This is a genomic window from Oceanicaulis sp. MMSF_3324, from assembly GCF_030733545.1.
Taxonomy (GTDB): Bacteria; Pseudomonadota; Alphaproteobacteria; order Caulobacterales; family Maricaulaceae; genus Oceanicaulis.
On record NZ_JASHIU010000007.1, the window covers coordinates 17,899 to 30,000 of the forward strand.

Annotated in this window: 14 protein-coding genes (1 of these 14 only partly in view); 6 read left to right on the plus strand and 8 right to left on the minus strand. The window is 64.3% G+C overall.

Features of this window, described 5'->3' with window-relative positions:
• Positions 1 to 8: 8 nt before the first annotated feature.
• Genes RBA95_RS08190 through RBA95_RS08200 form a run of 3 tightly spaced genes read left to right on the plus strand, consistent with a single transcriptional unit; the run spans position 9 to position 2,595 of the window.
• Entirely contained in the window at positions 9 to 236 is a 228-nt protein-coding gene (locus RBA95_RS08190; RefSeq protein WP_306016375.1) for a DUF3126 family protein, read from the plus strand.
• A 30-nt stretch (positions 237 to 266) separates the two neighbouring features.
• A complete protein-coding gene (locus RBA95_RS08195) occupies positions 267 to 1,046 on the plus strand; it encodes an ATP-binding cassette domain-containing protein (RefSeq protein ID WP_306016376.1) in 780 nt (259 codons plus the stop codon).
• On the plus strand, positions 1,039 to 2,595 hold the full coding sequence (locus tag RBA95_RS08200) for an ABC transporter permease/substrate-binding protein (RefSeq protein WP_306016377.1): 1,557 nt from the start codon (positions 1,039 to 1,041) through the stop codon (positions 2,593 to 2,595). The genes RBA95_RS08195 and RBA95_RS08200 overlap by 8 nt, the downstream gene beginning before the upstream one ends.
• A gap of 52 nt (positions 2,596 to 2,647) precedes the next feature.
• Here the strand turns inward: RBA95_RS08200 and RBA95_RS08205 are convergent, their stop codons facing one another.
• On the minus strand, positions 2,648 to 3,403 hold the full coding sequence (locus RBA95_RS08205; RefSeq protein WP_306016378.1) for a PhoH family protein: 756 nt from the start codon (positions 3,401 to 3,403) through the stop codon (positions 2,648 to 2,650).
• 331 nt (positions 3,404 to 3,734) lie between these two features.
• On the opposite strand from RBA95_RS08205, the gene RBA95_RS08210 reads away from it, so the two are divergent.
• A complete protein-coding gene (locus RBA95_RS08210) occupies positions 3,735 to 4,259 on the plus strand; it encodes a gamma carbonic anhydrase family protein (protein WP_306016379.1) in 525 nt (174 codons plus the stop codon).
• A gap of 64 nt (positions 4,260 to 4,323) precedes the next feature.
• Here the strand turns inward: RBA95_RS08210 and RBA95_RS08215 are convergent, their stop codons facing one another.
• The 4 genes from RBA95_RS08215 to RBA95_RS08230 form a co-directional block, all read right to left on the minus strand.
• The gene (locus tag RBA95_RS08215) at positions 4,324 to 5,655 is read right to left on the minus strand and encodes an OmpP1/FadL family transporter (RefSeq protein WP_306016380.1); all 1,332 of its coding nucleotides are present in this window, start codon (positions 5,653 to 5,655) and stop codon (positions 4,324 to 4,326) included.
• 161 nt (positions 5,656 to 5,816) lie between these two features.
• Positions 5,817 to 6,341, minus strand: coding sequence for a DUF4339 domain-containing protein (locus RBA95_RS08220; RefSeq protein WP_306016381.1), 525 nt, complete (start codon positions 6,339 to 6,341; stop codon positions 5,817 to 5,819).
• A 136-nt stretch (positions 6,342 to 6,477) separates the two neighbouring features.
• Complete coding sequence (locus RBA95_RS08225) at positions 6,478 to 7,092, minus strand: PilZ domain-containing protein (protein WP_306016382.1); 615 nt, start codon at positions 7,090 to 7,092, stop codon at positions 6,478 to 6,480.
• Between the two features lie 57 nt (positions 7,093 to 7,149).
• Positions 7,150 to 7,710 carry a PAS domain-containing protein gene (locus RBA95_RS08230; protein WP_306016383.1) on the minus strand — a complete coding sequence of 187 codons (561 nt, stop codon included), beginning with the start codon at positions 7,708 to 7,710 and terminating at the stop codon, positions 7,150 to 7,152.
• Between the two features lie 209 nt (positions 7,711 to 7,919).
• On the opposite strand from RBA95_RS08230, the gene RBA95_RS08235 reads away from it, so the two are divergent.
• On the plus strand, positions 7,920 to 8,804 hold the full coding sequence (locus RBA95_RS08235; protein WP_306016384.1) for a hypothetical protein: 885 nt from the start codon (positions 7,920 to 7,922) through the stop codon (positions 8,802 to 8,804).
• Between the two features lie 143 nt (positions 8,805 to 8,947).
• Here RBA95_RS08235 and hfaD read toward each other — a convergent pair whose 3' ends face one another.
• From hfaD to hfaA, 3 genes are read right to left on the minus strand one after another with little or no spacing between them, the layout of a single operon-like run.
• Entirely contained in the window at positions 8,948 to 10,174 is a 1,227-nt protein-coding gene (gene hfaD, locus RBA95_RS08240) for a holdfast anchor protein HfaD (protein ID WP_306016385.1), read from the minus strand.
• Positions 10,089 to 11,078 carry a holdfast anchoring protein HfaB gene (hfaB, locus tag RBA95_RS08245; RefSeq protein WP_306016386.1) on the minus strand — a complete coding sequence of 330 codons (990 nt, stop codon included), beginning with the start codon at positions 11,076 to 11,078 and terminating at the stop codon, positions 10,089 to 10,091. Before hfaB ends, hfaD begins: the two co-directional genes overlap by 86 nt.
• Positions 11,068 to 11,526, minus strand: a complete 459-nt coding sequence (hfaA, locus tag RBA95_RS08250; protein WP_306016387.1) for a holdfast anchoring protein HfaA — start codon at positions 11,524 to 11,526, stop codon at positions 11,068 to 11,070. The genes hfaB and hfaA overlap by 11 nt, the downstream gene beginning before the upstream one ends.
• A gap of 83 nt (positions 11,527 to 11,609) precedes the next feature.
• On the opposite strand from hfaA, the gene RBA95_RS08255 reads away from it, so the two are divergent.
• A protein-coding gene (locus RBA95_RS08255; protein ID WP_306016388.1) for a rhomboid family intramembrane serine protease crosses the window boundary here: on the plus strand, positions 11,610 to 12,102 show its 5' portion. The gene runs 227 nt beyond the window's last position; the window shows 493 of its 720 coding nt (coding positions 1-493); its start codon is at positions 11,610 to 11,612; its stop codon lies off the right edge, out of view.

Genomic DNA, 12,102 nt, shown 5'->3' on the forward strand with positions numbered 1-12,102 from the left:
GTAACGCCGTGGCCGCTCCCGTTTTCACTGCCGCTGAAGCGAAAAAAGTCGAAACCTTCCTGCGCAGTAAGCTGAATCCGAATCTGGCGGTGCGCCTGCGGCAGCGCCCGGACGAGTGCGCGGAAATCTACATCGAGAACGAACTGCTCGGCGTGGTGTCCAAAAACGTGGAAGAGGGCGAGACTTCCTATTCCTTCGAGATCGTCATTCTCGATATCGACCTGGAAGGCATCTGATCAGTCTCTGACTGACCGGATGCGCGTCGTGTGATCCTCACGGTCGACCAGCTAGAGAAGACCTATCGCGGCGGCTTCCGGGCCGTGCGCGAGGTCAGTTTCGCAGTCGACGCCCGTGAGGTTGTCGCCCTGGTCGGGGAATCCGGCTGCGGCAAAACCACGACCCTCAAATGCATCAATCGGCTTTTGGAGCCTTCAGACGGCCGCATCCTCATCGATAACGAGGATGCGGCCGATCTTGATCCGGTCGCCCTGCGCCGCCGCATTGGCTGGGTCATGCAGGGCGATGGCCTGTTTCCGCATATGAGCGTGGCGGAGAATATCGCGGTCACGCCCCAGCTCCTGGGCTGGGACGCGCCGCGCATTTCCAAGCGCGTGGATGAGGTGCTCGACCTGGTCCGCCTGGACCCGGCCCAATATCGCGATCGTCGCCCCGACCAGTTGTCGGGCGGGCAGCGTCAGCGCGTGGGCGTGGCGCGGGCCCTGGCGGCCGGCTCGAGACTGGTCCTGATGGATGAACCGTTCGGCGCGCTCGACCCGATCACCCGGGACGGTTTGCGCACGGATTTCATGGATCTTCAGACCCGGATCGGCTTCGCCGCGGTCATGGTGACCCATGACATGGCGGAGGCGCTGCTGATGGCGGACCGGATCGCCGTGATGCATGCAGGCGAGATCGTTCAGTATGATACGCCCAAAGCGTTGTTGAACGCGCCCGCCCATCCCATTGTCCGGCAAATGCTGGAGAGTCCGCTGCACGAAGCGGATGCCGTGCAGGCGCTCAAAGCTGCGGCGGTGCGCGATGTTTGAGGCGCTGCCCGGCCTGATCGAAACCCTGCCGGCCTATCTGGGCGGGCATATGCGCTTGTCGGTGGCGGCGATTCTCGCCGCGTTGGCGATTTCGCTGCCTCTGGGCATTCTCGCCGCTCGTAATGGCGCTATCGCCAGTCCCGCGCTGGGAATCGCCAGCGTGCTGCAGACGATACCCGCTCTGGCGCTGCTGGCCCTGATGGTGCCGCTGCTGGGCGGAACGATCGGTTTCGCCCCCGCCTTCATCGCTCTGACGCTTTATGGCGTGCTGCCCGTGCTGCGCAACACGATCGTGGGGCTGCAGGGCGTGGACCCGGTTGTGCGCGAGGCGGCGCGCGGGGCCGGCATGTCAGACTGGCAAAGTCTGATGCGGGTGGAACTGCCCCTGGCCGCGCCCGCCATCATGGCCGGGATTCGCACGGCCACGGTCTGGGTGGTGGGCGCGGCGACTCTGGCGACGCCCGTCGGCGCGACCAGCCTGGGCAATTACATCTTTTCCGGGCTGCAGACGCGAAACTGGGCGGCGGTGATTTTCGGCTGTCTGTGTTCGGCCGGTCTGGCCTTGCTGCTTGATCAATTGATCGCGGCGTCAGAGCGCGGACTGCAGTCGGGGCGACGCCGGGGCGCGCTGGCCTCTGCGCTGGCGCTGATTCTCATCCCCGGCCTCATTCTGGCCGCCGTGCTCATCAACACCCGCGCGCCAGGCGAGGGAGCGTATCAGCAGGAGGCGCGCCTTGCGAGCGGGCTCAGTGATGATCCCGTGATCGTGGGCGCCAAGAGCTTCACCGAGCAATACATTCTGGCGGAGGTGATCGAACGTCAGCTTCAGGCAGCGGGTGCGCGCACTGACCGCCGGGACAATCTGGGCTCCACAGTGGTTTTTGATGCGCTGCGCTCGGGCGAGATCGATGTCTATGTGGATTATACCGGCACGCTCTGGGCCAATGCGATGGGCGAGGAGACGCCCGTCGCTCGCCATCGCATGTATGCCGCTGTCTCAAGCTGGCTTTATGAGAGCGCTGGTATTGTCGCTTTGGGACGGCTTGGTTTTGAAAACGCGTATGGATTCGCGGTGACCGCTGAGTTCGCGGACACGCAGAACGTTGCCTCGATCGCGGATCTCGCGGCCTTGCCGTCATTGTCGGTCGGGGCGGATCCCGAATTCTTCGCCCGCAACGAATGGGAGCGCACCCGGTCGCTCTATGACCTGACCGGGGTGGAGCAGCGGAGCATGGATTCCGCCTTCATGTATGACGCGGTCCGCAACGAGGCGGTGGATGTGATCACCGCGTATACCTCGGATGGACGGGTTCTGGCTTATGACCTGGTGATTCTTGATGATCCGCGCGGCGCCTTGCCGCCTTATGACGCGGTGATTCTCCTCTCGGCCGAGGCGGCTCGGCGTCCCGCCGTGGCGCGCGCTCTCGAACCACTCATCGGCGCCGTGGATGCGGACCTGATGCGCGAAGCGAATGCTGTGGTGGAGGTGGAGCGCGGATCGGTCAGCCAAGCGGCGACGTTGATCCTCGAGCGCATCGAAGCGCAATGAAAAACAGCCCCGCGCATGCGCGCGAGGCTGTCTTCCTAGAGTTCGTAACCGATCAGAGAACCGTCAGCATGCTCGCCACGAGCGGGTGACGGACAATGTCTTCCTTCTGCAGGCGGACAACACCGATATTGTCCACCTCGTCGAGTTTCTCCGCGATGGTGGCGAGACCGGAGAGTTCCGGCAGCAGGTCGGTTTGCGCCGGGTCGCCGGTGACGACCATGGTGGAGTTCCAGCCCAGTCGGGTCAGCAGCATCTTGAGCTGGGCGTAGGTGCAGTTCTGCGCCTCGTCGACCACCACGAAGGCGTTGTTCAGGGTGCGACCGCGCATATAGCCGATGGGCGCGATCTCGATCAGGCCTTCCGCCATCAGCGCCTTGAGGCGCTTCGGGCTCAGCCGGTCCGCCAGCGCGTCATAGAGCGGGCGCAGATAGGGGGCGAGCTTCTCTTCCATGGCGCCGGGCAGGAAGCCGATGGATTCGCCCGCTTCCACGGCGGGGCGGGAGAGGACGATTCGCCCGACTTCGCCCTTTTCCAGCGCCTCGACGCCCTTGGCGACGGCGAGATAGGTCTTGCCCGTCCCCGCCGGGCCAAGCGCCATCACCAGATTGTGGGAATCAATGGCCTCCATGAGCTCGGCCTGATTCTTCGAGCGCGGTTTGACGTTCTTGGTATAGCTCTGATCGCGCATAGGCTCCTTGTCATCCGGGGACCAGCTGGTCCCGGGGAAGAGCGAGCGGACTTTCTCTTCCTCATAGGCTTCAGCGTTAAAGTTTCCGGCTTGGCGACGCTTGGTGGCTCGTTTGCCCATGTCAGGCCCTCCAGGAGACAAGAAAAAACCCCTGCCGCGGAAGCGGAGGGGTCCAAAAAGCTGCGAAGATGGAAGCGCGGGACTCAAACGACGCCGGCACACCGGGCGGCAGGCTCGTTCCAGCTTGAGGCGGCGCGTACGCCATCACGTCCTCCTTCACACATCCAGCGCCTTGCGGCGCGTGCGAAGCGAATCGAAACCTTGATCTCGAATCGCAAGCACAGTGTCATGTTGGACGCCTAACGAAGTATGAGTCTACTCGTCTCATAACCGATACAAAGACGATATCTCGCCGCCATATGGTGCGGCGCAACACCCTGGGAGGCCCTCTATGACCCTGTACCGACTGGACGATGCGACGCCCGAGATCAGCGAGGACGGGGCCTGGGTCGCGCCCGATGCGGCCGTGATTGGCCGTGTAAAACTTCTACCGCGCGCGTCGGTCTGGTTCGGCGCGGTCCTGCGCGGGGATAATGAGTGGATCACCATTGGGGAGGACGCGAACGTTCAGGACGGCTCGGTCATGCACACCGATATGGGCTTCCCGCTGACGCTCGGAAAAGGGGTCACCGTGGGACACAAGGCCATGCTGCATGGCTGCACGGTCGGCGACTATTCCCTCATCGGCATTGGCGCGACGATTCTCAACGGCGCCAAAATCGGCAAGAACTGCATCATTGGCGCACACGCCCTGATCACCGAGGGCAAGGAGATCCCCGATGGCTCGGTCGTGATGGGATCGCCGGGCAAGGTGGTCAAGGAGATCGGCGAGGGCGTCTCTGACATGCTCAAGGCCAGCGCGGATCATTACGCCGAGAACGCCGCGCGCTACGCCAAGGGGCTCAAAGCGCTCTGACCCAAAAGAAAACGGCGCCGCGGGTCATCCCGCGGCCCCGTCTCTGTTCCGGACTGACCCAAGCCTAGCGGCGCCAGGTGAGGGACAGGCCGACAATGTCGGCGACATTGTCATACTCACCGACGACGCGATCCCCGGTCGAGCCGACATGATTGATCGGTGCATCGTCAAAGATCAGGTGCTGATAACCGGCGTCGATCTGGATGGCGTCGGTCGCCATAAATGAGGCGCCGAGTGCGATGATCGTCCGGTCGGAATCGGGCACGCGCGTGGTGCGGTGCGCGTTCTCGGTCGGGCTCTGGTCATAGGCGAGACCGGCGCGCAGGGTGAGGCGGCCATTATACTTGTACTCGCCGCCGACCGCGTAGCGCACCTCGTCGTCATAACCCAGGGTTTCGCCCGCATCGGGTTGGGCGGGATTGTCGAACTCGACAACCAGACGCTCGAAATCCCAGAAGGTGTAGTTGACCGACGCGTTCAGTGAGAGCCGGTCATTGACCTGGTGCGCCACGCTGACCGCCAGCTCAGCCGGCAGGTTCAGTTCGGCGGAGCCATCGGTATCGGTGAAGGCCGGTGCGAACAGCGCCGCGTTCGCCGGGGCGCCGAAATCGGCTTCGCCCTCGAGATTGTGATCCACATTGTGACGGTAGGAGACGCCAATGCGGGTGGTCTCGGTCAGGTCATAGAGCGCGCCGACATTCCAGCCGAAGGCCCAGTCATCGCCGGTGACCCGCAGATAGCCTTCCGGGCGACCGGGCAGGAAGCCGGTGGCGGTGCACTGGGCCGGGCTGAGCTGGCTCAGGCAGATCGCGCTGAAGTCGAGATGGTTGGCGAGGGTCGCTTCGGAATACTGCGCCGACACGCCAAAGCCCAGCGACAGACGATCTGTCACCTGATAGCCGATGGACGGATTGATCTCGGCCACTTTCAAGGAGCTTTTCACGCTCTGAAAGCGGGTGACGGAATCCTGATTGTACTCGGTGGCGAGGCCGAACGGCGCGGTCACGCCCAGACCCAGAACGATACGGTCGTTCAGGCGGTGGGACAGGTAGAAGTTCGGGATCACGGCGTCGTTGAAGAGGTCATTCTCTTCGGTGCCGCCCAGCGGACGGCCCAGCACGTCGGCGGAACCGTTATTGGTGAAGTCGCCCTGGCCGATAATGGCGTGTGCGCCGATCTGGATCTGTGTGCCGTCCAGACGCGCCAGTCCCGCCGGGTTGGACCAGATGGTGGACGGGTCATCGGCGAGCGCGGCGTAACCGGCATGGCCCATGCCCAGGTCACGGACAGAGTATTCAGAGAGTTTGAAGCCGCCGGCGAGGGCTGGGGAAGCCGCAGACAATGCAAGACCGGCCGCCAGACCCAGACGGGTGGCGAGGCTGTTAAGACGAAGCATGGGGAGTCCTCCGCTTTGTGTTCTTATACGCGCGCGATTTTTTTTGCGCGTTGCGGCACAAATGTGCATGCGCAGCATTCATGACAACGTATAAAAACAGACCTGTGACGGAAATGTGTCCCCACAGGGTGCTGCATGGCAGCAATCACAAGCGGAAAAGTCTAGTCGCGACGGCCCCATAGCTCGCGAATGCGGGCATCTGCATTTCGACCCAGATTGAACCAGGCCGAGCGGTCGCGCGAGGCGTCCACAACCAGCAGCTTGTCGTCGCGAGCGAGCAAATGGCTCAGCTCGTTGCGCAGATGGGCCGCGCTTGCGGCGCCGCGCAGCAACCACACGCCGGGGGTGATCGCTTCAACCTCGCCAAAATCCTTCAGCGCGGATTCAAAGCCGCCGCGGCTGTCGGAATTGAGATCGGCGACGATGACGAAATTGGAGGTGCGGGCGTCAGCGGGCATGGGGCGGCGTTCGCCGGGCGCCCGTCGGGCTTCATCCAGCCAGGCTTTGAGCTGGGGAATGTCCCGCGCATCACGGAACTCACCGTCGCGCTGCTCAGAAACCGTGGAATGGGCCGCAACGCGGCCTTCTCCCACGAAGGCGCGCATCTGCGCACCCGTGTAAGGCCCGTATACACGGCCTTCCACTTTCACAAACCAGGACATGGCGATTCCGTCGTCGCGCGGCATCTTTAATTCTCCCGGCCAAGGGCCCTATTGCCGTAGGCGTCAGCCTCTAACAGGCAAGAAACGGGCCGTTCCCCTCTTTATATGGTGTTTCAAGATGGCGCTGTCATGGCGGCATCGTGAAAACCATCCGGAGCCCTCAACTCCGGTCGGCAGGAGGATCGAACGCTACTGCGAAGCCATTGTCCAGCCATCGTGCGACATGACCGTGCATATCGCCCACCTTGAGCGGCTCTCCGATACGCGGGCGTTCCAGGCAGGCGAAGGCGGCGCCGCTGATGGACACATCAATCACATCGGCTTGAATTACAACGCCATCGCGCAACCGGATCTTGGCCCGGCCGCGGCCGGGTTTGCGGGGCGCAGCCCGGTCTTCATCCAGTCCGAGGCGTTGCATATTGAAACGCCAGGTAATGGCGTCCGCCAGCCGGTCACGCTTTCTTTGCGAGCCCTGGAGCCGAACGATAAAGCCTGAGCGGCCCGAGCGCAGGACCTCGCCTTCCAGCCGGCCCAGCCCGTCAAACAGCAAGACGACGCGCTCGCCCTTGGCCGGCGGGGTCTTGCAGGAGATGCGGGCGCCGCCGGGGGAGATATCGACCAGGGTGCAGGTGAATTCGCCGGCGGTGGGCGACAGGCCGCGGCCCGCCAGGGTCAGACGCACGCGACGATGACGGCGGCGCTCTTCAGCGCCACGCGCGGCAATCTTGATTTTGCGGCGGTCCAGTCGGGCGCCCAAGTCTACGGATCGCGTCATCTCACCCTCGGCACAGTCTCAAAAGCCTAGGGCGTGCAGCCTTAATTTTTCGCTAGCTCAGCTGTCGTTTGCGACCTTCAGCCCGACAGCTTCGTAACTGGGGGCGGTGAAGGCGGAAAAATCCGGCGCCGGGCATTGCGCCGGGTGCAGCGATTGCAGGCGGTGCCTTACGATCGGGCGACTGTTCGCCGGTCGAGGAATAAGAGGCTGGTAAAGGCCCAGCACCCGATCCAGCCAGCCTTCGGGCCCCCGCAAGGGCAGCAGGGCGATCTCCACATCAGTTTGCTCGCCATCCAGGCTGACTGCCTGGGTCACCAGGCTCGCGGGCGCCGGCGTGGACAAGGCGCCTTCCAGAAGCGCGGAGACATGGACGCGGTCATGGCCGTGCCAGAGGGTCAGGAAGTTCTGGTCGCGAAACTCACGCTGGTGCATGCGGCATAGCCCGGTTCCCGCCAGGCGGAACACGTGATGGCCCTGATCCATGCGGCGCAGCAAAAACAGGTTCGACAACAGCGAGCCGAGGTCTTCGGGCGCTATGTCGGCGCGTTGCGGCGCAGGTTCGTCATGCCGGCGTGAGTGCCAGTAAGCCAGCAAGGTCTGTGTGTTCGGGTGCTTCACGAGCGCCGTCCCTTTTCTTTCGTCATCGTCCCCCGGTCTTTTTCGCCTGTCTCAGGGCGACGCCGGAAGGGGCGGGACCGTGTGTTGGCGAGACAGTTTGCAAGCCCCTTGCCAAACCCATGTCGGACAGACGTTTTTCTTCTCGACGCCGGTTTCGCGAAACGGCCTCTGTCTTGCAGGGAGAGCGGCAAGTGAGAACGGAGACCGCCATGCGCGTTTCAACACGATACGCTTCCACCCTGTCCGCCCTGGCGGCGAGCCTTCTGGCGTCTGCGGCCCTGACGGGCGCGGCCCAGGCCCGAACACAGGGCGATCCGTGCTGTGCGCCGCCGCCTCCGCCGCCATGCTGTACGCATCCGGGCGGCCCGGTGATCGGCGCGCCCAGCATCAATATTGGCGCGCCCAGCGTTCATGTGGGCGGCACGACGGTGAATGTGGGCGGGGTGAACGTGAACACTTCGGTCAATGTCAATGTGAGCGCGAATGCCTATGCCGGCGCCACGGCGACCGCTTCGGCCCGCTCGGGATCGACCATCATTTATGGCGGCGGCGGCTATTATGGTCGCGGCTCAGCCCCGGCGGCGACGGCGCTTTCAGGGCTCCGCCTGGCCGGTGAGAGTGAATACGAGCTGATCGAGGAAGAACGCTCGCGCTGGGTCGAGGAATGGCGCCTTGTGCGCGCCTATTGCATGGATGACAGCGGCAATCCGCATCCGGCTTCGCGTCCGGATCCGGACGAGCGCGTGACGCCTGACTTTGAAGGCGAGCTTTTCCGCTGCGTGGCCGGGACGGCGCTTCAGGCGACCCTGGGCTGGCGCGAGGGGGGAGAAGACCGGTTCGACGGCGTCTCCATCCAATGCCAGAAGGGCGAGGCGCTGCGCTATGGCCGGGGCGGAGAGCTGTTCTGCGCGCCCCAGGAGCATCGTCGCAATTGCAATGAACGCTCGCTGCTTCGCTTGCATGGCCCGGGCGTGAAGCTGGTCTGGTATCGCTATGAAGAGCATTACACCGAGACTGTCGAACGGCGCAGTGAGACCCATGAGCGTCGCTCGATGACCCTGATGCTTGATGGCGGGGTGGGCGGTTACCACTAGCCGGACCGGCCTTCATTGAACGAAAAAGACCCCGAAGGTTCCGCCTTCGGGGTCTTTTGTGTCAGGCGGGCCGGGGGAGAGCGCAAGAAAAAGGCCGCTCCTTTCGGGAGCGGCCAGGGAGTTGGGTGGGTTTCGTGTCGGGCTCAGTCGCCACGTGTCTGTGTGGCGAAGGTGGCTGCATTGCCCACGGCCGTCGCCGAGCTTGTCATCGTGCGCACCTGACCGGTCTGCACCGAAGACGAACGGGCGGTGATGGCGCCCGAATTGACCTGGTTGATCTCGCCGGTGACCCCCACCGGACAGCTGGCGCAGACATAGGCGGACTGGGCATTGCCGATCGCGGTGGCGTTCAGGACCGATCCCAAACCGCCGCCTGCGCCGCCCGTCAGGGTGACATTGGCGATGACGTCGCCGGAATTGGTCTGCTGCACGCCCGAATAGGTGTTCGCGCCAATGGTGGAGGTCAGCGCCGAGTTGCCGACCGCATGGGCCGAACCCGTGGCGTAGCCATTGGCGAACTGGTCAGCCAGGATCACGGTCTCCGAGCGCACCTGACCGGAATTGGACTGAACGCCCCCGGTCTGGCTGTCGCCATAATCATTCTGGAAGGTCGCCGTATTGCCGGCGGCCTGGGAGGCGGCGGTCACGCCGTAATCGGCATTGCCGATCTCGGCGCGGGCGGTTGCGGTGGTGGCTCCGGACTGGGACTGGTCCAGGGTGAGAATCGAATCCTCATCCTCGGCCGTTGAGATCAGGCTGTTGCCGGCCGCGACCGCGCCCACGACGCTGGTTTCGATTTCAGCGTCTGCGGCGTCGACCCGCGCTTCGGCCCGGGAGTCCGAGGCGCTCGATTGGCGAATGGCGATGTCCTGCCCGCCTTCAGCGCTCGTCTGGACAGCGTTGACCGCGCTGGACGCGGTCTGGACCGTGTGGGCGGCGTAATCGGTAATGCGCAAGCGCGACAGGGCCGAGACCTGACCGGCGCCGGCGTTCTGTTCGAGGTCCAGATCCAGGGCGCCATTGTCCACGCTGGCGGTCAGCGCATTGCCCTGGGCCGTCGCCGTGCTGACAACGCTGGCCCAGACCCCGTTCGCGCTCAGCAGCGACTGTGCGGTCACCCCGCCATCAAGCGTCTGACGGCCGGAAATCTCGCTATCGCCATCAAGCGCGCCGGTGGCGGAATTGCCCTGAGCCAGCGTAGTCGAGACCATGTCCCGCACGCCATCGGCCTCCTGCGCATCCTCGCTCGAGACGGACCCGGTCTGATCCTGATCCAGCTCGACCTTATTGATAGGTTCCGCGAAGCTGGCTGCGGATATCAACGTCGCGGCGCTGGTGCCCGCGATCAACACTCGTGCGAGCCTGGACATAGGGAGCCTCCGTGGGGGCGTAAGCGGTATTCAGCTGAACGCCGCCGGTAATGTTGGACGGGCCGATCGGATCGTTGAAGGCGCACACCTGTTCAGGCGCCACCTGATAGAGCTGGGAGGATATCTCCAGCACCGCGCGCTCGACGACCGAGCGGACAGCCAGCTGGATCGGCTCTAGGGAGCGACCGCCCGCGGACGCGTCCAGCACCACATCGCCGAAGAAGGCGAAGACGCCGGCGGAGAGTTCGCGGCCGATGATCTGTTTCTGATACGAGACCACGTCGACCACTTCGAGCGTGCGCGAGTCGATCAGTCGCAGGTCGAGGCCTACATTCATCACATACATGCGGCGCGAGAACAGGCCTGACGGATCGGAATCCACGCTGTCGCCCGCCAGCACATCCTGGCCATTGGACCGGATATTGGCGTTCAGCTCGGTGATGCCGCCCACCAGATAATAGTCGGAGCCCGGGATCGAGCCGGCATAGATCTGGCGATAGCCGTCCTGCTCGGCGGCATCCCCAATCAGCTGATTGTTGGCGTAGCGCAGCTCGAGCTCGGCGACGGACGTGTCAAAACGCTCCACCAAGCGCGCGCCCGCCTTGGCGAAAGCGCTGATCGCCATCAAGGACGCGCCCTGGGTCACGCGGGTGCCGCCTTCGGGATTCATCTGGCCGGTATAATCAGCAATGCGGCCGACGGCGACGCGGGGCGCCGCCTGACCATGCTGACGCGCATAGCCCGACAGGCAGACCAGCGCGTCGGAATAGGGCGTGGGATTCGGCGTCACCGGGGCGCCGCCGGTCGGCGTGGCGTAAAGCCCGTCCGAGCCGGAGGTCGAGGTGGCGCACGCTGTCAGGGACAGGGCGGACACCGCGGCGGCGATCAGGCGCTTAACGGTCATTGGCGGCGTCTCCCTGGGCGGACTGGGTGTTGGCGTTGGCGCCTGCATTGGCGGTGATGTCGCCGGTATTGGTCTGGCGGTTGTTGATCACCACGGTGTTGTGATTGCCGTTGACCACCACATTGAGCTGGTTGCCGATGGCGCTGGCGCCGGCCGTATTGAAAAGCCCGGACTGGGACTGGCTGTTCAGCCCGACGCCGGTCTGGCTCTGGGTCATGGCGTTGACCTGGGCGGAAACGCCGACCCCGGTCTGGATGACGCCATTGAGCACGACTCGGTTGCCGCCGCGCCGTGCGCCGACATAGGCTTGGGTCTCCGCGCCATAGGCCTGCCCATAGGGCCGGTTCCACTCCGACGGATTGGCGGCGTTGGATTGCGCCATGGCGGCGGACGCTGCGAAGATGGCCGCGGCGGATGCGCAGAGCCAGACTTTAAGCTGACGGGTCATGCCTTATGTGTCCTCTTTGAAGACGGTTTGATCCGAAGGCTGCAATGGCCATGCCAACCCTCTCTCAACGCTAGGAAAGCCTTATGAGCGCCAGCCCGCCTCCGCTGTCCCAGGATGACCCTTCGGGCGATGCCCCGACTCCGCCGCGCGAACCGCTGTTCAACGCCTTGCCCGGCGTGGTGATTCTGCTGTCGGCGGTGATTCTGGCCGTACAACTTGCCGAAATCCTGTCTTTCGGGCAGGGCGGAACCGTGCACGCCCTGATCTATTGGGCGGGCGCGCTGCGTACGGGCGCGGCGGTGGATGCGTTTCCGCCCGCCCCGGTCTTCGGCCTGTCTCCCTATGTCCTGCACGTCTTCGTGCACGCCGGCTGGGCGCACCTTCTGCTCAATCTGGGGGTGCTGCTGGCCGTGGGGCCCGCCGTGCGGCGCCCGTTCGGGCCTGGCTGGCGCGGCGATCTGGGCTTCCTGGTCTTCTTTTTCGCCTGCGCGATCGGGGGCGCGCTCCTGCATCAGCTCACGCACATGAACGCCGCCACCACCATGGCCGGCGCCTCCACCGCCATATCGGGTTTGA

Bases quoted from the DNA above. Each gene is read 5' to 3' on its own strand.
- hfaD (WP_306016385.1), bottom strand. From the start codon at position 10,174: ATGTCCAGGCTCGCACGAGTGTTGATCGCGGGCACCAGCGCCGCGACG.
- RBA95_RS08235 (WP_306016384.1), top strand. From the start codon at position 7,920: ATGCGCGTTTCAACACGATACGCTTCCACCCTGTCCGCCCTGGCGGCG.
- hfaA (WP_306016387.1), bottom strand. From the start codon at position 11,526: ATGACCCGTCAGCTTAAAGTCTGGCTCTGCGCATCCGCCGCGGCCATC.
- RBA95_RS08220 (WP_306016381.1), bottom strand. From the start codon at position 6,341: ATGCCGCGCGACGACGGAATCGCCATGTCCTGGTTTGTGAAAGTGGAA.
- hfaB (WP_306016386.1), bottom strand. From the start codon at position 11,078: ATGACCGTTAAGCGCCTGATCGCCGCCGCGGTGTCCGCCCTGTCCCTG.
- RBA95_RS08225 (WP_306016382.1), bottom strand. From the start codon at position 7,092: ATGACGCGATCCGTAGACTTGGGCGCCCGACTGGACCGCCGCAAAATC.
- RBA95_RS08200 (WP_306016377.1), top strand. From the start codon at position 1,039: ATGTTTGAGGCGCTGCCCGGCCTGATCGAAACCCTGCCGGCCTATCTG.
- RBA95_RS08210 (WP_306016379.1), top strand. From the start codon at position 3,735: ATGACCCTGTACCGACTGGACGATGCGACGCCCGAGATCAGCGAGGAC.
- RBA95_RS08205 (WP_306016378.1), bottom strand. From the start codon at position 3,403: ATGGGCAAACGAGCCACCAAGCGTCGCCAAGCCGGAAACTTTAACGCT.
- RBA95_RS08215 (WP_306016380.1), bottom strand. From the start codon at position 5,655: ATGCTTCGTCTTAACAGCCTCGCCACCCGTCTGGGTCTGGCGGCCGGT.